This window comes from Symbioplanes lichenis, assembly GCF_030709675.1.
GTDB classification, from domain to species: domain Bacteria; phylum Actinomycetota; class Actinomycetes; order Mycobacteriales; family Micromonosporaceae; genus Actinoplanes; species Actinoplanes lichenis.
Genome location: NZ_JAUZQD010000010.1, coordinates 305,601 through 323,245, shown reverse-complemented (window position 1 = coordinate 323,245; position 17,645 = coordinate 305,601). Strand labels below are relative to the sequence as shown.

17 protein-coding genes are annotated in these 17,645 nt (G+C 72.7%); 6 read left to right on the top strand and 11 right to left on the bottom strand.

Annotated elements, in window-relative coordinates; translation table 11 throughout:
- The first annotated feature begins 50 nt into the window (after positions 1 to 50).
- On the top strand, positions 51 to 2,858 hold the full coding sequence (locus RAN62_RS25200) for a TIM-barrel domain-containing protein (RefSeq protein WP_305787228.1): 2,808 nt from the start codon (positions 51 to 53) through the stop codon (positions 2,856 to 2,858).
- An 81-nt stretch (positions 2,859 to 2,939) separates the two neighbouring features.
- Here RAN62_RS25200 and RAN62_RS25195 read toward each other — a convergent pair whose 3' ends face one another.
- From RAN62_RS25195 to RAN62_RS25175, 5 genes are all read right to left on the bottom strand, one after another.
- Positions 2,940 to 3,338 carry a hypothetical protein gene (locus tag RAN62_RS25195; protein WP_305787227.1) on the bottom strand — a complete coding sequence of 133 codons (399 nt, stop codon included), beginning with the start codon at positions 3,336 to 3,338 and terminating at the stop codon, positions 2,940 to 2,942.
- A 232-nt stretch (positions 3,339 to 3,570) separates the two neighbouring features.
- A complete protein-coding gene (locus tag RAN62_RS25190; protein WP_305787226.1) occupies positions 3,571 to 3,933 on the bottom strand; it encodes a hypothetical protein in 363 nt (120 codons plus the stop codon).
- A gap of 20 nt (positions 3,934 to 3,953) precedes the next feature.
- On the bottom strand, positions 3,954 to 4,418 hold the full coding sequence (locus tag RAN62_RS25185) for a cupin domain-containing protein (RefSeq protein WP_305787225.1): 465 nt from the start codon (positions 4,416 to 4,418) through the stop codon (positions 3,954 to 3,956).
- 79 nt (positions 4,419 to 4,497) lie between these two features.
- The gene (locus tag RAN62_RS25180; protein WP_305787224.1) at positions 4,498 to 5,091 is read right to left on the bottom strand and encodes an NAD(P)-dependent oxidoreductase; all 594 of its coding nucleotides are present in this window, start codon (positions 5,089 to 5,091) and stop codon (positions 4,498 to 4,500) included.
- A 2-nt stretch (positions 5,092 to 5,093) separates the two neighbouring features.
- Positions 5,094 to 5,858: an inositol monophosphatase family protein gene (locus tag RAN62_RS25175; RefSeq protein ID WP_305787223.1), complete on the bottom strand. Its 765-nt coding sequence runs from the start codon at positions 5,856 to 5,858 to the stop codon at positions 5,094 to 5,096.
- Positions 5,859 to 5,924: 66 nt separating this feature from the next.
- Here RAN62_RS25175 and RAN62_RS25170 point away from each other — a divergent pair, with 66 nt between their 5' ends.
- Both RAN62_RS25170 and RAN62_RS25165 read left to right on the top strand, forming a co-directional pair.
- The gene (locus RAN62_RS25170; protein WP_305787222.1) at positions 5,925 to 6,830 is read left to right on the top strand and encodes a LysR family transcriptional regulator; all 906 of its coding nucleotides are present in this window, start codon (positions 5,925 to 5,927) and stop codon (positions 6,828 to 6,830) included.
- A gap of 101 nt (positions 6,831 to 6,931) precedes the next feature.
- Complete coding sequence (locus RAN62_RS25165; RefSeq protein WP_305787221.1) at positions 6,932 to 7,540, top strand: DinB family protein; 609 nt, start codon at positions 6,932 to 6,934, stop codon at positions 7,538 to 7,540.
- Positions 7,541 to 7,575: 35 nt separating this feature from the next.
- On the opposite strand, the gene RAN62_RS25160 is transcribed toward RAN62_RS25165, so the two are convergent.
- A complete protein-coding gene (locus tag RAN62_RS25160) occupies positions 7,576 to 11,292 on the bottom strand; it encodes a chemotaxis protein CheB (RefSeq protein WP_305787220.1) in 3,717 nt (1,238 codons plus the stop codon).
- A 92-nt stretch (positions 11,293 to 11,384) separates the two neighbouring features.
- On the opposite strand from RAN62_RS25160, the gene RAN62_RS25155 reads away from it, so the two are divergent.
- Positions 11,385 to 11,708: a group I truncated hemoglobin gene (locus RAN62_RS25155; protein ID WP_305787219.1), complete on the top strand. Its 324-nt coding sequence runs from the start codon at positions 11,385 to 11,387 to the stop codon at positions 11,706 to 11,708.
- Positions 11,709 to 11,714: 6 nt separating this feature from the next.
- Here RAN62_RS25155 and RAN62_RS25150 read toward each other — a convergent pair whose 3' ends face one another.
- Genes RAN62_RS25150 through RAN62_RS25130 form a run of 5 tightly spaced genes read right to left on the bottom strand, consistent with a single transcriptional unit; the run spans position 11,715 to position 15,877 of the window.
- Complete coding sequence (locus RAN62_RS25150; RefSeq protein ID WP_305787218.1) at positions 11,715 to 12,461, bottom strand: hypothetical protein; 747 nt, start codon at positions 12,459 to 12,461, stop codon at positions 11,715 to 11,717.
- Positions 12,458 to 12,970, bottom strand: a complete 513-nt coding sequence (locus RAN62_RS25145) for a SigE family RNA polymerase sigma factor (RefSeq protein WP_305787217.1) — start codon at positions 12,968 to 12,970, stop codon at positions 12,458 to 12,460. Before RAN62_RS25145 ends, RAN62_RS25150 begins: the two co-directional genes overlap by 4 nt.
- A gap of 18 nt (positions 12,971 to 12,988) precedes the next feature.
- Positions 12,989 to 13,966, bottom strand: coding sequence for an acyltransferase domain-containing protein (locus tag RAN62_RS25140; protein WP_305787216.1), 978 nt, complete (start codon positions 13,964 to 13,966; stop codon positions 12,989 to 12,991).
- A 9-nt stretch (positions 13,967 to 13,975) separates the two neighbouring features.
- Positions 13,976 to 15,301 carry a BNR repeat-containing protein gene (locus tag RAN62_RS25135; RefSeq protein WP_305787215.1) on the bottom strand — a complete coding sequence of 442 codons (1,326 nt, stop codon included), beginning with the start codon at positions 15,299 to 15,301 and terminating at the stop codon, positions 13,976 to 13,978.
- 9 nt (positions 15,302 to 15,310) lie between these two features.
- Complete coding sequence (locus RAN62_RS25130) at positions 15,311 to 15,877, bottom strand: TetR/AcrR family transcriptional regulator (RefSeq protein WP_305787214.1); 567 nt, start codon at positions 15,875 to 15,877, stop codon at positions 15,311 to 15,313.
- Positions 15,878 to 15,961: 84 nt separating this feature from the next.
- Here RAN62_RS25130 and RAN62_RS25125 point away from each other — a divergent pair, with 84 nt between their 5' ends.
- On the top strand, positions 15,962 to 16,987 hold the full coding sequence (locus tag RAN62_RS25125; RefSeq protein WP_305787213.1) for an NAD(P)-dependent alcohol dehydrogenase: 1,026 nt from the start codon (positions 15,962 to 15,964) through the stop codon (positions 16,985 to 16,987).
- A 62-nt stretch (positions 16,988 to 17,049) separates the two neighbouring features.
- Positions 17,050 to 17,577, top strand: a complete 528-nt coding sequence (locus RAN62_RS25120) for a GNAT family N-acetyltransferase (protein WP_305787212.1) — start codon at positions 17,050 to 17,052, stop codon at positions 17,575 to 17,577.
- The last annotated feature ends 68 nt before the right edge of the window (positions 17,578 to 17,645 follow it).

Sequence of the window (17,645 nt, the reverse complement as noted above, 5' to 3'; positions counted from 1 at the left end):
AATAGTCCGGTGACAGCGTTGTCATCGTTCCGTATCATCGAGGAGTTTGCATGCTCGATCGTTTCCCGGTCCGCCGGGCCGGAGCCGCCGCCGCGACCACTGTGGTCGTGGCCGGGCTCGTCCTGGCCGCGTCCTCCCCGGCGGACGCCACCCGGCGCACCGCCCGCGACAACGCCGTGACCTCCGGCAACGCCCGGTTCGAGGTCCTCTCCCCCACGCTGATCCGCACCGAGTACGGCGCGAAGCTCGACGGCGCCACCTTCAACGTGATCGGGCGGGACGACTTCGCGCCCGTGAAGTTCAGCAAGCGGGTCGACCGCGGCTGGCTGACCATCGACACCGGCGCCGTGACGCTGCGTTACAAGGTCGGCTCGGGGTCGTTCACCAAGGACAATCTCACCGTCCAGCTCCGCACCGGCAGACAAACCGTGCAGGCGGCGCCGTGGGCGGGTCACACCACTCCCGACTGTGCCGTCGGGGCGCTCTGCGAGGCCGAGGCGCTCGCGCTGGCCGGCCCCGGCGTCGCCACCGACCACACCGGATACACGGGCGCGGGCTTCACCGCCGGCTACTCGGCGACGGGTGACAAGGCCACGTTCGCCGCCACGCCCGCGACCGCCGGGGCGTACCAGCTGAGCGTCCGCTACGCCAACAGCACGGGCGGCGACGGCCAGAACGTCACGCGCACCCTGTCCGTCTCGGTGGACGGCGGCGCGGCCCAGACGCTGTCGCTGCCGACGACGGCGAACTGGGACACCTGGGCCCTCGCCTCGGTGCCGCTGCAGCTCACAGCCGGGCGCCACGAGATCAGCGTCGTCCGTGGGGCGGCCGACACCGGCAACGTCAACATCGACAGTCTCGCGCTCGTGCAGCCCGGCGCCGCCTACCCGGCACCCACGCCGCCGGTCGCGCAGCCCTGTGCGTACGGGCAGGTGTGCGAGGCCGAAGGCGGCTCCCTGACCGGGGGCGCGGCCACGGCGGCGAACCACAACGGCTACTCCGGCGAGGGCTTCGTCGCCAAGCTGGAGAGCGCCGGCGCCGCGACCGCGGTCACCGTGACCGGGGTGCCGAGGCGGGGCACGTACCAGCTGCAGTTGCGCTATGCCAACGGCCAGGCCGGCGCGCAGGCCGTCCAGTCGCGGACCCTCGCGGTGACCGCGGGCGGCAAGACCACGACCGCGACGCTCGCGCCGACGAGCGGCTGGGACTACTGGCGTACGGTCACCACGCCCGTGACGCTGAACGCCGGCACGAACACGGTGTCGCTCGGCTGCACCGCCGACGTCAGCTGCAACGTCAACCTCGACACCGTCGCCGTCACCGCCCCGGGCACGGCGCTGCTGGCCCCGCACGCCCCGCTCGGCGGTTACCGGCGCGGGCTCGACGGCGTGAACGGCGCCGCGCTCACCGAGGCCGGCATCCTGCACCAGGACGGCTGGACACTGCTCGACGACTCCGCGTCGGCACTCTACGACCAGCGCACGGGCAAGACTGTTGTCCGTTCGAAGCCTGCTCAGGACGGCTACGTCTTCGCGTACGGGCAGAACTACAACCGCGCCCTGAAGGAGCTCTCGGTCCTGACCGGGCCGACGAAGCTGCTGCCCAAGTGGACCTACGGCGTCTGGTACTCCGAGTACTACGACCGCACCGACGCCGAGTTCAAGCAGATCGTGCAGAAGTTCAAGTCCGAGGGCGTGCCGCTGGACGTGCTCGTCGTCGACACCGACTTCAAGTCGCCCGACAAGTGGAACGGCTGGGAGTTCGACGCGACGCGCTTCCCCGACCCGCAGGGCTTCGTGAACTGGCTGCACAAGCAGGGGCTGAAGACCAGCTTCAACATCCACCCGAGCATCCTCGGCTCCGACCCGCACTTCGCGGCGGCGCAGGCGACGGCCAAGGGCAAGCTGCAGCGTACGGGCTGCAACAGCGGCGCGGACTGCTACACCTTCGACTTCGGCGACCCCGATCAGCTCAAGGCGTACTTCCAGCTGCACGACAAGATGGGCGCCGACCCGGACTTCTGGTGGCTCGACTGGTGCTGCGACAGCTCCACCTCGACCCAGGCCGGCGTGACCGGGGACTCGTGGATCAACCAGCAGTACGCGCAGCGGGACGGGTTCGCGTTCTCCCGGGCATACGGGTCGCTGCAGGCCGGTGGCTACGGCAACCCGACCGCGGTCCCGACCGGCCCGTGGGCCGACAAGCGCACCACGCTGCACTTCACCGGGGACACCTCGTCCACGTGGGAGTCGCTGCAGTTCCAGGTCGGCTACACCCCGGGCGAGGGCGCCGCGACCGGGCTGGCCGCGGTCAGCCATGACATCGGCGGCCACACCGGCGGGCTCTCCACGCTCCCGGGCGCCGAGGCCAACAGCACCAAGCTGCCCGACGACCTGTACGCCCGGTGGGTCCAGCTGGGCACCTTCCAGCCGATCGACCGCCTGCACTCCAACCACAGCGACCGCCTCCCGTGGCAGTACGGCCCCGAAGCCGACGCCTCGGCCACCAAGTTCCTGAAGCTGCGGGAGAAGCTGCTGCCGTACACCTACAAGGCGGCCGCTGAGGCAACCCGCACGGGCACGCCGATCACCCGGCCGCTGTACCTCGCCTACCCGGGCGAGCAGGAGGCGTACGCCACGGCCGGCGCCGAGTACCTCTACGGCCCGGACCTGCTCGTCGCCCCGGTCACCACGCCCGGCACGAGCGCTACCACCACCGTGTGGTTCCCGCCGGGCACCACCTGGAAGGACGTCTTCACCGGCCGCACCTACAAGGGCGGCACGACGGCCACGGTCACCACCACCCTGGCCACCATGCCGGTCTTCCTCCGCGCCGGCGCCGCCAACCCGCTGCGCTGACGCTGTTCCCGCAGCGAGGGCCCGTCCGGATCACCTTCCGGGCGGGCCCTCCTCACTTTGCGGCGGCAACCGCGCCGGGGGTCAGCTGCGCGGCGGCTCGGTCCGGCGCAGCAGCTCGGCGATGCCCGCCCCGACGCCGGCCAGCGCGGTGGTGTGCTCGGCCTGGACTTGCTTGAGGCCGGTCACCTCACCCCGAAGGCCGGTCACCTCACCCCGAAGGCCGGTCATCTCACCCCGAAGGTCGGTCAGAGCCGTGGTGTGCTCGGCCTGGACGCGCTTGAGGTCGGACACTTCACCGCGAAGGTCGATCACGTCGCCCCGAAGGTCGACCAGGGCCGTGGTGTGCTTGGCCTGGACGTCCTTGAGGTCGGTCACATCCCGGCGGAGGCCGGTGATCTGCTGACCATGTTCACTCTGCGTCGTGGCAATGGCCTGCAAGAGGGTGTTGATGGCGCCCACCGACTTCCTGAGGTCGGACATGTCGGCATCCTGTCGGTCGTTGATCGCGCCCTGGACGTTCAGTCGTGCCTCCACGACAGTGACGCGTTCTGCGAGATTGGTGCTGGGATAACTCACGTGCGGCCTTCCGGCTGGTTTCAGCGACGGGCAAAAGCTAACACCGGCCCACCGCCTTTCCCCCCGGCGAGAAACAGATCATCGCACCAGTCATAGATCATCACCGCAGCCCTCTGGCATGCAGATGGATCAATGCTCACCCGCCGAGCGATCCGATCGCCGCGACGACGTCACCGCCCGCCGGGCAGGCCCACACCGCCTCGCCCCCGGCCATCTGCGGCCGCAGCGGATGGGTGCCGGGGTGCCGGGGACAGCCGGGCCACACCGCGGGACGGCCGGCGCCGGGCAGGGCCTCGACGAGCCAGTCCGCCACCTGGTCGGCGACGGCCGCGAGCCGCTCGGCGGGCGGCAGGGCTTCGTCGGACCGGACGCCCGCCCGGCCGTCACCGCCGGCCACAGTGATCCAGTCGATGTCGCCGTCGCGGTCCACCCGCACCGGGAGCGGATAGGTCGCGGCCACATCGCGCAGCACGACGGCGAGCGGAGCGGTGTCGGCCATCCGCCGAGCGTACTGCCGCCCTACGACGCGTACTCGGACGAGATCTCGGTGTGGTACTTCGCCCAGAGCGGCGTCATGGTCTCCGCGTTCATCGGCTGCCCGGACTCGACCATCGCCTTGAGGTCGCGGAAGTACTGGACGTAGAGGTCCGGCGTGAAGGTGGAGAGCATGACCGCCGGCTCGTCGCCCGGGTTGGCGAAGGTGTGCGGAGCGCCCGGCGGGACGAGAACCCACGTGCCGGGGCCGGCGTCGTGGTCGTCCGTGCCCACGGTGAAGCGGACGGTGCCGGTCAGCACGTAGAAGCCCTCGTCGTGCTGGGCGTGGCGATGCTGGATCGGTCCGGGGGTGTGCGGCTGCAGGGTGATCTCACCGAGGCCGAGACGGTGCCCGGTGTTGCTGCCGTTCTCGAGGATGCGGATCTGCGACGGCCCGTTGTTGGCGATGAGCTCGCCTTCGCCGGGACGGACGATGGTGACCTTGGCCATGAGAAAGACCTTCCCGAGGGGTACGCGTCCGCGATGTCACGGCGCGACATCACCGTACCATCGATGTCGCAGCGAGACATCATGCCGTCAGCGGGAGGGCGATCGTGCCCGCGTGAGCCGGCTTCTCGGCCTCGTCGAGCATCGCCGCGGCGACGGTGGCCCGGCTGACCCGGGCCGGGAAGAGCCGTCGCGGGGCGGCATCCAGTTCCGCCGTGCGCGGGGTGTCGCTCAGCGGCCCGTTCGTCAGCGGGCCCGCGTGGAAGACCGTCCCGCCGGCCCGGAGCACGAGCGCGTCGGCGGCGACCTTGTCCGGCAGGTCGCCCAGCATCCGGAGCACCGCGCGGATGACAGGTCCGGCGGCCGCCGCGGACGGGCCCGAGCCGAAGGCGCCGAGCCAGACGATCCGCTCGGGCCGGGCGGCCACGACGGCCCGGGCACCGGCGGTGAGCACGCCCGGGTCGGCGCCGCGTACGTTGCCGAGTCCGGACAGGATCGTCGCCCGGCCGGCCAGAGCCGCGGCGATGGCGGTGGAGTCCCGGACATCGGCGGCCACGTGCAGCACTCCCGGCACCGGGGAACGCGAGATCGCCGTGACGGTGTGCCCGCGCTCCAGCGCCTGGCGGATCAGCTCGCGGCCCGTCGCACCGGAGGCACCGAGGATGGTCAGGTCCACGGTCAGATGCCCTTCAGCACGGCGAGCGCGGCGGCGTGCAGGCCCGGGGCGGCGGCCAGATAGCCCGTACTCGCGATCTCCCACGGCCGGCCGTCGAGGTCGGTGACCGTGGCTCCGGCCTCCTGGGCGAGGAGGACGGGCGCGATGTGCGAGCGCAGGTTGTCGAACTGCCAGTGCAGGTCCATGCGACCCGCGGCCACCTGCGCCAGCTGGTGGCTGACCGGCACGGAGGCGCGTACATACAGGGCCTCTTGCATCATGGCCGCGACGGCGGCACCGACCCGGCGGGCGTGCCCGGGGTCGCGACGGGGCTTGGCCTGGCCGGTGCCGGTCAGGGCGATTGCCAGGTCGGTCTTGACCGACACCATGACGGGTACGCCGTTCAGCCGCGTCCCGCCCCCGGCCGAGGCGGTGAACATCTCGCCCGTCGCCGGGAAGTGCACGACGGCGAGCACGGGCCGGCCGTCCCGCACGAGGCTGACGCCGATGTTCCAGTCGGGCATGCCGTACACCGCGTTGAGGTTGCCGCCGACCGGGTCGATCACCCACCAGTCGCCGGCCGGCATCGGCCCGTCGGCGTGCTCGTCGGTGGTCCAGCCGGCGCCGGGAAGCGCGGCGGTCAGGGCCGGGCGCAGCACGTCGGCGACGGCCCGATCGTTGGCCTGCAACGCCGCCGTGAGCTCGCCTTCCGTCGCCGGCCGGGTGCCCTGCACGACGCGGAGTGCCGCCTGCCGTACCGCTTCGGTGGTGCTGTCGAGAAGTTCCATGCCTCCAATCTGCGGGCGGCCCTCGATTAAGTCCAGTGCACTCTCGTTAGGCTAGGGTTTACCGTCATGCAACTGGACTTGAACCTGCTCACGGTGCTCGACGCACTGCTCGAGGAGGGCAGCGTGCAGGGCGCGGCGGATCGGCTGCGGCTCTCCTCGCCCGCGGTCAGCCGGTCGCTCGGGCGCATCCGGCGACTGACCGGCGACGACATCCTGGTGCGCACCGGACGGACGATGACCCCGACGCCGTACGCGCTGGCCGTCCGCGAGCAGGTCGGCGCCCTCGTCCGGGAGGCGGCCGCCGTGCTGGCGCCGAGCCGCGAGCTGCGCCTGGCGGAGCTCGACCGCACGTTCACACTGCAGTGCCACGACGCCCTGGCGACCGCGCTGGCCCCGCCGCTGCTGGCCGCCGTCACCGCCGCGGCGCCGGGGGTGCGGCTGCGCTTCCTGGCCGAGCCCGCCTTCGACACCGACGACCTGCGCCACGGCCGCACGGACCTGGAGATCGGCGCGACCGCACCCGCCCAGCCCGAGTTCCGCTCCGAGACCGCCGGCCACGACCACGTCGTCGTGGTCCGCCGCCCCGGCCATCCGCACGCGGGCAACCTCGACCTGGCCGCCTACGCCGCCCACCCCCACATCCTCGTCTCCCGCCGCGGCCGCCTCACCGACGCGGTCGACGACCACCTCGCCACCCACGGCCTCCGCCGCCGCGTCCTCGCCTCCGTCGCCACGGCCGCCACCGCCATGCACCTGATCAGCCGCAGCGACAGCCTCCTCACCGTGCCCGAGGCAATCTGGCGCCCCCTCGTCGACGCCTTCGGCCTGGCCGTCTCCCCGCTGCCCTTCCCCGCCCCCCGCCCGCCGATCGTCTGCACCTGGCACCAGCGCTACGACTCCGACCCCGCCCACACCTGGCTCCGCGCCCAGGTCCGCACCGCCCTGGCCACCGTCGTGGCCCCGCCCACCTGACGCGCGCCGTTCCGCCCGACACCGGGCCGAGGGTGACCGGCCCGAGATCTGCGGGCTTCAAGGGCGGCCCGTCCGGGTGCCGCGTGGCAAGCTCGTGTTCCGTGATCGACGACTTCGCGCAGGAATATCTGCACCGCCAGCTCAAGGTGACCCGTGAGGCACTGGTGTGGAAACTGGACGGCCTGTCCGAGTACGACATCCGGCGTCCCCTGACGGTGACCGGAACCAACCTCCTCGGCCTGGTCAAACACATGGCAACCTGGGAAGCCAGGTACCTGGGTGAGATCTTCGGCCGCCCGTTCCCCGAGCCGCTACCGCGCTGGCAGGACGCGGACGGAAGCGACCTGTGGGTCGCGCCGGCGGAGACTCGCGAGCAGGTCGTCGGCTTCTACCGGCGCGCCTGGGACCATGCCGACGCGACGATCGAAGAGCTTCCCATCGACGCCGTGGGCCATGTGCCGTGGTGGCCGAGCCCCGACGTGAGGCTGTTCAGCATGATGGTCCATGTCTTGCAGGACACCACCCGGCACGCCGGCCACGCGGACATCCTGCGTGAGCAGCTGGACGGCCGAACCGGGGTGACCGCTGAGTACGAGGAGCCGATCGACACAGCGGCCCGCGCGGCACACCGGGCGGCGATCGAGCGGGCTGCGCGGGCAGCGGCCGGTGGCACGTCCGCCCCACCGGACGCCGTGGAGGCTGCGCCCTGATCAGTCAGGGCATCGTGGGTGCCGCGGCCGGCGGGTCAGTCGCGCTCGGAGGCGAGGGAGACTCCGATGTGACCGAGGTACGTGCCGTCCGCGCCGAAGAGCGGGGAGGCGTAGTGGTCGAACGTCTGCCAGTGGCCGTCGTGGCGGCGGACGCGGGTGCGGTCGCGCCAGGCGGTGCGGTCGCGGACGGCGCCCAGGTAGCCGGCGATCGAGGCGGCGGCGTCGTCGGGGTGCAGGAGCGTCTGCCAGCGGGCCCCGCTGACCTGGTCGTCGGTCAGGCCGGTGTAGTCGCGGTAGAAGCGGTTGACGAAGACGTTGTCGCCGGCGGCGTCGTTGTGCCAGATCAGCGCGGGGACGGTGTCCGCGGCGGTGCGGAAGCGCTCGTCGGACTCGCGCAGCTCCGTCTCGGCGCGGACGCGCTCGACGAACGCCCACGTGCGGTCGGCGGTCTCCTCGACCAAGGCGATCTCCTCGTCGGTCCAGTCGCGCGGCTCGGCGCTGGTGATGCCCAGGGCGGCGACGCACACGCCGCCGCGGAAGTTGGGCGCCGCCACGCCGGCCCGCACGGACAGCCCGGCCCAGGACGCGGCGGACGCCGGGGGGAGCGCGGCGGAATCCCGTACGACGAGGGGCCGGCCGGTCTCCAGCGTCTCGCGCACCAGGTCGTCGCCGTAGTCGGCCAGTGGATAGGTCCCGGCCAGCGACGGCAGGCCGTCGGTGTAGTTGCGGTGCACGGTGAAGGTGCCGGCGACGCGGTCGAACTCCTGGTAGTACGCGCGGCCGGCACCGAGCTGACGGCCCAGCAGCTCGGCCGCCCGCGCCTGCACCTCGACCGGGTCCGGGATGCTCCGCAAGGTGTCGGTGAGTGCGACCCGGAAGGCGTCGAGCTGCGCCTGCCGCCGTCGCACGCGGGTCAGCTCCAGCTGGCCGCCGACCCGGGCGACGAGCTCGCGGGCCGAGAACGGCTTGACGATGTAGTCGTCGGCGCCGGCGAGCAGGCCGTCGACCGCGGCCGCCTCGCCGGCGCGGGCGGTGAGCAGCACGACCGGCGTGGAGGCCAGCTCCCGGTCGGTGCGCACGGCGGTCAGCAGCGTGGATCCGTCCAGCTCGGGCATCATGACGTCGCTGAGCACCAGGTCGGGCCGTTCGCTGCGGATCAGCTCCAGGGCCTGGCGGCCGTTGCCGGCGAGCCGGACCGTCCAGGCCGCGCCCAAAAGCCGTCCGAGGTAGTCGCGCAGGTCACGGTTGTCCTCGACGACCAGGATCCGCGCCCCGGGGGCGTAGTGGTGCGGCCCGTCTCCCGCGTCGGCCCCGTCCCACGGTGCCGTGTCGGGCGTCTCCACGCCGGGAGACCCCGCGATCCACCGCTCGGCTTCTTCCGCCATCACCGCCGCGACCCCGGCGCCGGTGGGCGCGGGCGGGGGCTCGTCGTCGGCGTGGGCCGGCCGGCGACCGAGCGGCAGCCAGACCGTGAACGTGGTGCCCGCCCCGGGGACGCTCGTGGCCCGGACGCGGCCGTGGTGGCGGCGCACCAGCTCCTCGACCAGCGCGAGCCCGATCCCCGCGCCCTCGTGGGTGCGCGCCCGGGTGTCCCGTACCTGATGGAATCGCTTGAAGATGTGGGGCAGCTCCTCCTCGGGGATCCCGGCGCCGGTGTCGCGCACCGTCAGCTCGGCGTGCTTGGGCAGCGCGCGCAGCGCCACCTCGATCTCGCCGGCGAACGTGAACTTCACCGCGTTGGAGAGCAGATTGGCGACGATCTTCTCCCACATCTCGGTGTCGGCCCAGACCGGCTCGCCGATCGGCTCGATCGCGGTGCGCAGGCGCAGCCCGGCACGCGTCACGACACCGTCGAACTGCTGCACGATCTCCCGCGTCCGCCCGGCGAGGTCCACCGGCACCGGCCGGGCCCGGAGCCGACCGGCCTCCATCTGCGCGAAGTCCAGCAGCGAGCCGGTCAGCCGCAGCAGCCGCCGGGCGTTGCGGCGGGCCACCTGCAGCTCCGTCACGAGCGTCGCCGGCAGGCCACCGGCGTGCTCCAGCGCCGCGTCCAGCGGTTCGAGCATCAAAGTCAGCGGCGTCCGGAACTCGTGCGAGACGTTCGAGAAGAACTCCGTCTTGGCCCGGTCGAGCTCGGCCAGCCGTTCCAGCCGCTCGCGCTCGCGCCGCCCGGCGTGGGCCTTGGCCATCCGCGCCGCGATCGAGTCCGCGACCAGGCCCAGAAACCGGCGGTAGTCCTCGTCGAGGGACAGGTAGGGATCGGCGCCCAGGACGAGAAGCCCCACGACCTGGTCGTCCGCGTCGTCGAGGAGCGGATGGACGAGCGCGGCCTCGGGGGCGATCCGCCGGTCGGCGACCAGCTGCCCGCGGAACCGGGCCCCGACGTCGCCGACGACCACCGGCCGGCCGGACCCCGCGGCCTCGCGCAGGGGCCACCCGCCGTCGCGCACCATCTTGACCTCGCGCGGCGCCATGGGCCCGCCGGCCTCGACCCCGGCCGCCGCGACCAGCCGCGCGCGGATGCCCGGCGGGTCGAGCACGTAACCGACGGCGAACGGGACGTCGGGCGCCTGGCTCAGCACCTCGAGCGCGCCGGTGATCGCCGCCCGCCGGTCGCCGGCCCGCCGCAGGCCGCCGAGCCGGTTGAGCACCGCCAGCCGCCGCGCCGCCAGCACCTCCGCGGTGCGGTCGAAGAACTGCCGGTGCACGCCCGCCACGGTGCCATCGAGCTCCCGGATCGGGGTGTCGGTCATGTCGGCCCACACGTCCTGCATCCGGCCGTCGCGCGGGTACCGGAAGGGCATCGTCGGGTACCGGGCCGGGATGCCCCGCATGACGTGCCGGAGCGCGGGCACGATCTGGTCGTGCATGTCGGCGAAGGTCTCGAGGTAGGGGCGGGCGAACGTGTCCCGCTCCCGGCCGCGGATGAGGGGGATCCCGGCGTCGTTGGTGAAGTAGAGCAGGTCCTCGCCCCAGAGGACCACGGCGGGATCGGGGCAGGCCATCACCAGGCGCACCATGGTCCGCAGCACCGGCGACCACCCCGACACCGGGCCCAGGGAAACCCGGCTCCAGTCCAGGTCGGCCGCGATCGACGCCATGACCCCGTCGCTGCCGAACACCGACCGGACCGCCTGCGCCTCCGTCGGCGGGACCGGCAACCGGCGGCCCAGCGCCGCGTCGACCAGCGCGAGGCCGATGTCGTACAGAGGCAGAACGAGATCGACAGCGCCGGCGGCCACCGCGGCCTGCGGCATCGACGGGTGCTCCGCCGTGTCCTCGCTCTGGGCGATGACCAGCCCGCCCGCCTCCCGCAGGACCGCCGCCCCGCGGGCACCGTCGCTGCCCATCCCGGTCAGCACGACCCCGGCCGCGGACGCGCCCACGCTCTCGGCCACCGACACCAGCAGGGCGTCCAGCGGCCGGTCGTCGCGGGCCGCGCCGGTCGGCGTCACCGCGCAGGTGCGGTCGGGCAGCACCTCCACCCGCGACCGGGGCGGGCACACGGTCACGTGGCCGGGGGTCACCGGGCCGCCCGGCCGCGCCCACCCCACCGGGAGGGCGATCTGGCGGCTCAGGATCTCCACCAGGACGCTGCCCCGCCCGCTCAGGTGCTGGCCGATCACGATCGCCGCCGGGAAGTCCGCCGGCAGCGTCCGCAGCACCGCCGTGAGCGCGCCGAGGCCCCCGGCCGACGCCACCAGGGCGACGACTTCCGTGCCGGCGGCCGCTGCACCCTCCCGAGCTGCCATAGCCTCGGATTCTCCCACCGCGGCCGGCACTGTCGGCGACCCGGCTGACATCGGAGCGGGCACGGTCCTAGCGTGCGGGCGAGGAGGCAGACATGGACGTCACCACCGCCGTCGACGCCCTCTACCGGGCGGTTCTCTCCGATTCCCGGCTCGCGGGCTACTTCACCGGGGTCGACATCGAGGGGCTCAAGCAGCACATGAGCGCGCTGCTGACCCAGACGCTGGGCGGGCCGGCCGGCTACACCGGGCGCGATCTCCGCACGGCGCACGCCGGCCTGCACGTCAGCGCCGGTCACTACGCGCTGGTGGGCGCGTACCTGATCGGGGTGCTGAGCGCCATGCAGGCCGGCGACGACGTCATCGGGGAGGTCCGGGGCATCCTCGCCGCGGTCGAGCCCGACGTGGTGGGGCAGTGACCGGTCTCAGCCGCGGACGACCGGGGTGCCGACCGGCAGGGCGTTGCCGTCGGCGTCGAAGGCGGCCCAGTTCGCCATGTCCGGCTCCTCGCCCGGCGTGACCTTGTGCTCGGCATAGTTGGGGTGGGTCTTGTCCGGCTTCAGGAAGACCTGATCGAGCGGGAACCAGAAGAGCACCACGTCCGGATCCTCGCTCCACTGTGCCGTCTGGGCCGCGACGACCTTGCCGCGCGACGTGGCGGTGACGGACGCCGCCGGGCCGACGTAGTAGCCGTACATCGGGAAGTCGGTCCCGCCCTCGTTGGCGACCGCGCCGACGCTGTGGAAGCCGGGGCTGCGGTCCGGCGCCGCGTCGTCGAAGTCGTAGACGCACGTGCCGAGCTTGCCGCCGGCCTCCTCGACACAGGCGCGGACCCCGAAACCCACACCCGGGTGGTCCGGGCGGAACGCCGTCAGCACGATCTCGCGGCCGTTCTGCTTGATGCCCGTACGCACGGGAGCGCCCCAGGTCCCGTCGGGCGCGCTCGCCGACGTGGGCCACGCCGCCGCCTGGACCGCGGGCGGAGCTTGCGCCTGCCACACGGTGACCGTCGAGCCGGCCGCCACCACCAGGGCCGCGGCGGCCACGGTGACGGTCGCGAGGCGCCGCTTGAGCCGCAGCCGGCGCCCGGCGCCCATGATGTCGTCGAGCGCGGGCGGCAAACTGTCGCCGGGGCCCTCGAGGGCGTTACGGAAGGTGTCGAGGTCGGTCATCGCGATGCTCCCAGGGGCTCGGTGGAAGGGTCGAGGGTGACGCGCAACTTGCCCAGCGCGCGGGCGTTGAGGCTCTTGACGGAGCCGACGGCGATGTCGAGCTCGGCGGCTACCTGCTGCTCGCTCAGGTCGAAGAAGTGGCGGAGCACCACCACGGCGCGTTCCCGGGGCGCCAGCTTGCCGAGCGCGTCCAGCAGCCAGCGCTGCTGGGTGACGTCGCCGGCCACGTCGCGGCCGGCCGGGCGGTCGGGGATGCGCTCCTGCTCGTACGCCTCCTCGCGCACCGGCCGCCGCCACTGGTCCTTGAGGTGGTTGACCATCACCCGCCGGGTGTAGGCGTACGGGTCCTGCCGGTGCACCCGCCGCCACGCGGCGTAGGTCTTCACCAGGGCGGCCTGCGCCGCGTCCTCGGCCTGGGCGGCGTTCCCGGTCAGCAGGAACGCCGCCCGGCGCAGCCGCGGGAAACTCACTCCGGCGAAGGCCGCGAACTCCGCGTCACCGCGTGCCATGGCACGTCTTTCGATCAGTCATGCTCTCTCGACGCGCGAGCGGGAGGAAAAGTTCGCGGGGATGCGCCCCTGCCGCCATTGCCAGTGGCGACCGGCCCGCAGATGGTCGCCCACGGCCCGTTGCAACGCGGTGCGCCGCGGCAGCCGGTCGAGCGGCGTGGTCAGGCTCCGGAAGACGAACCGCAGCACCTCGACGTCGGCGTCCAGCCCCTCCGGCTCCTCGTAGGGCTCGAGCTCGAACCGGCGCTGGAAGCGGATGATGTTGGAGTCCTCGGGCAGGTACTCGCGCAGCTGCGGGTCGAGCAGCCACGACCCGCACGCGAACGCCTCGTAGCGCTCGTCGGGGAAGTGGCGAGGGAAGAACGCGCGGGCCTGGTCGAGCGACGCGTCGATCGCCTCCGGGGTCAGCGGGCCCGCCTCGGGGATGTGCAGGCTGACGGCGGTGGTGCCGCGATGGTGCTGCAACCGGCCCAGCTCATAGAGGGCGCCGCGTACGTGCAGCGTGAGCCAGCTCTGCATGACCGGCCAGCCCTCGCGGTGCATCCGCCGGTCGATCGCGAGGTTGCGGCCCAGATCGGCGAGCGTCGTCCAGGACACGGCCTCCGGGATGGCGTGGGCGCGGTGATAGTCCAGCACGACGCCGGTCAGGGCCAGACAGGCGTACGCATAGAGGTGGCACCAGGCGGGACCCCGCTCGCGCGGCAGCTCCGGCCCGGGCGCCAGCCACTCGTGACCGCCCAGGTCGGCGCGGACCAGGGCGGTCGACCGGTCGAGCAGCCAGCGCAGCTCCGGGGTCCACAGCGGCGACCCGGGATCGGGCCAGCCCGCCATGATCTCGGCGGCGTCGTCGGGCCGCACCGCGAGCCGTTCGAGCAGTGCGGGGGCGCCGGCCTTGTCGGGCAGCGGCGCCGAGGGCAGGTCTCCGGCCAGCCGGTGCACGCGCTCGACGTCGGCGACCGGCACTCCCAGCTGGGCTGCAACGTGATCCAGATCCACCAACGGACCCTAACCGGCCACCTGCCAGTCCTGGACGTCGATGCGGCTGCCGCCGTAGCGCGGGGCGAAGATGCTCAGGACGCCGGTCGTGCGGACGCGCTCGTGATCGATGAGCGGATCGGAGTAGTAGACCGGGTCGGACGTGTAGCGGATGGTCCAGTCGGTCCAGCCGGACGCCTTGGACGCCGTCTCGATGTGCAGCTTGCGGGTCGTCGAGTCGCCGCTGGCCACGTACAGGTTGTCATTGACATCGACCGCGATGTCGCCGCGCGCCGACCGCTCGAGGAAGGGCGTGTAGGTCTGGTGCCACGCCTTCGACGCCTTGTCCCGCCAGTAGTGCACGAGGACGGCCTGGTCACGGGCGGCCGTGAAGTTGGTGTTGTCGGGCGCGGCGGCGGGCAGGTGCGACGCGAGCACGTGCACGATGCCGGCCTTGTCGACCACCTGGGACTCCTGGTTCATCAGCCCGCGGTTCTGCCCGATCGACCACACCTTGAGCCCGGCGGCGTCGGAGGCCAGCGGCGTGCTCACGACCTGGCCGCTGTTGTCACGCCACGTGCGGCCCTTGTCCTTGCTGTACGCGTAGTAGAGGTCATGGTTCGTGCTGGCGTCCGGTGTCTCGCGCACCGTCCACGTCAGGTGCAGCAGGCCGGTGCTGTCGTACTCGGCGCCGAACAGGTACGGGTTGTTGTCCGGCGTCGTCCCGTCGATGACCTTGCCGACGTAGGTCCAGGCGCGGTTGGCGTACTCGTAGAGCACTTCGTCGCCGGCGCCGCTGAGGCCCGTACGGATGAGGAGTTGCAGTGTCTGGTCGGGCGCGGTCATGAACTGGGGGTAGGTCACCTGGCTCATCGTGGTCCCCGCCAGGCTGGTGACGACCGCGCCGAACGAGGACGGCGACCAGGCCGCGGTGCCGGGTGACGTGGTGATCCCGGCGACCGAGCGGCGGTAGCGCAGCTGGCTGGAGTGCATGTCGAAGGCCAGGTGCAGCGTGCCGTCCTGCGGGCTGATGCCGATGCTGATCGTGTTGTGCGAGTCGGTGGAGGTCGTCACGTAGTCGGTCAGCCGCAGGTTCTGCCACGCGCCCGCGCTGAGCTGCCGCCGCGAGACGTTGACGTAGCCGCTCTCGTCCCAGAAGGCCGCGTACTGCCAGCCGTTCGCGGTGACGATGCCGTCCTGCTGGAACGACTCCCCGTTCATGTAGCCGGTGTAGGTCAGCGCCGTCCGCCCGGCGGTGGTCAGCACCGTGGTGGACAGCTGCCGGACGGTGGGCGCGGCCGCCACGGTCGCGGGGGTCAGCAACAGCAGGGCGACAGCGCCCGGAAGTATGGACATGCGTCTATGTTACGGCCGGACGACGCGCTCCACGCTCTCGCGCAGCAGGTTCCGGCGGCTCTCGTGGTCGCCGGCGCCGGCTCCGTCGACGATGCTCACCGGCGACCAGGCGAGCGCCATGGCCAGCACCAGCGAGAACAGCTCGAGCGGGTCGCCCGCGCGCACCCGGCCCGCCTCTTGCGCGGCGCGGATGGCGGCCAGCTTGGGCTCGTCGCCGTCGTGCGCGCTCAGCCGGCCGGCCGGGCGGCGCTCGAGGCGCAGCCAGGTCACCAGGCGGACCAGGTCGGGGTGGCGCAGGGTCTCGTCGTAGATGGCGACGGCGACGCCGGGCAGGTCGCCCGCGTCCATCGTGACCGCGCCCAGCAGGCGGCCGGCGCGGTCGGCCACCACCGCGTCGAACAGGCCGTCCTTGTTGCCGAAGTAGTCGTAGAGCTGCGCCTTGTTCGTCTGCGCGGCCGCGATGATCCGGTCGACGCGCGCGCCGGCGATGCCCCGCTCGGCGAACTCCTCGGCGGCGGCGTCGAGGATGCGCCGGCTCGTGGCGGCGCCCTTCTGCGTGGTCGGCAGGGGTGGCATGCGACCACTTTAACAAACAGACCAGTTGGTCTATGGTGGCCGACAGACCGAATAGTCTGTCTTTCCCATCGCCGAGGAGCAATCATGCGCAGGACCACCGGATGGCAGAGCACGGGCAACTCCACCGCGCTGGAGCGGGTGCCGATCGAGCGCCGCGAGCTGCGGGCCGACGACCTCGCGGTGCGCGTCGACCACTGCGGCGTCTGCCACAGCGACCTGCACGCGATCCACGGCCTGACCGGCAAGCCGGCGGCCGGTCTCGTCCCCGGCCACGAATTCACGGGTACGGTCACCGCGGCGGGTGCGTCGGTGACCGGTTTCGCCCCCGGGGACCGCGTCGCCGTGGGCACGATCGTCGACTCGTGCGGCTCGTGCGCGATGTGCGCGGCCGGCCAGGAGAACTTCTGCTACCAGGGCGCCACCGTCACCTACGGCGGGACCGATCGGGTGGACGGCACGACGACCCGGGGCGGTTACAGCCGGGAGTACGTGGTGCGGGACAAGTTCGCGTACCCGTTGCCGGAAGGTCTCGACCCGGCGGCCGCCGCGCCGCTGATGTGCGCCGGGATCACCGTGTGGGAGCCGATGCGCGCGCTCGGCATCGGCCCGGGCAGCCAGGTCGCCGTCGCGGGGCTCGGCGGGCTCGGGCATCTCGGGGTGAAGCTCGCGGTCGCCCTGGGCGCCGAGGTGACGGTCCTCAGCCGTACGCCGGACAAGGCCGCCGACGCCCGTGAGCTGGGCGCCAAGGCACTCGTGGCCGTCGACGCGGCCGTGGACCGCTTCGACCTGATCCTCGACACCATCGCCGTGCCGCACGACCTGGCGCCGCTGATCGGCCTGCTCGGCCTGGAGGGCACGCTGAGCGTGGTCGGCCTGCCGCTGGAGACCAAGGTGCCGCTGATGCAGCTGGCGTACGGGCGCAAGAGCGTCAGCTCCTCGGGCACCGGCGGCACGAAGCACACGGCCGAGCTGCTGGCCTTCTGCGCCGGGCACGGCATCACCGCGGACGTCGAGGTGCTGCCGTCGTCGCGGGTGGAGGAGGCGCTGACCCGGCTGGAGAAGGGCGACGTGCGCTACCGGTTCGTGCTCGACCTCGCCGATCTCGACTGACCGCACGCGCCGGCGGCGGATCGCCGAGGGTCACGCGCGCGACGCCGATCTATCCTTGGCGCGTGCCGAACTCATCGATGACCGCCGTCGTCCGCGCCGCCACGGAGGCGGACGTGCCCCGCATCTCCGCGATCTGCTCCGCGGCCTACCGCGACGCCTATCGTGACCTGCTCCCGCCGGGCTACATCGAGCGCAGCGTGGCCGAGTTCTACGAAGAGCCGCGCGTCGCCCGGGACGTGCCGCCGTCGCCGCCCGGCTGGTTCGGCTATCAGGTGATCGAGGAGGACGGCGCCGTGCTCGGCGTCGCGGGCGGCGGCATGACCGGCCCCCGGACCGGCGAGCTCTCCCGCGTCTATCTCGACGGGAGCGCCCGCGGCCGGGGCCTGGGCACCCTGCTGCTGGAGACGGTGACCGCCCAGATCCAGGCGGCCGGGGGCAGCGAGATGTGGGTGTCGGTCTTCCTCGGCGACCAGGCCGGGATCGGCTTCCACCGGGCGCGCGGCTTCGTGCCGATGGACACGGTCCGCGCCACCCTCTCCCGCTCCGACGACCACATCGTCAGCCTCCGCATGCGGCGCGCCCTGCCCTGACCGTTGCTTTGCTGCCCGGCCTCTGCTGATCGGCCCTCAGCAGGCTTCGCCGAGGTGGCCGCACCGGC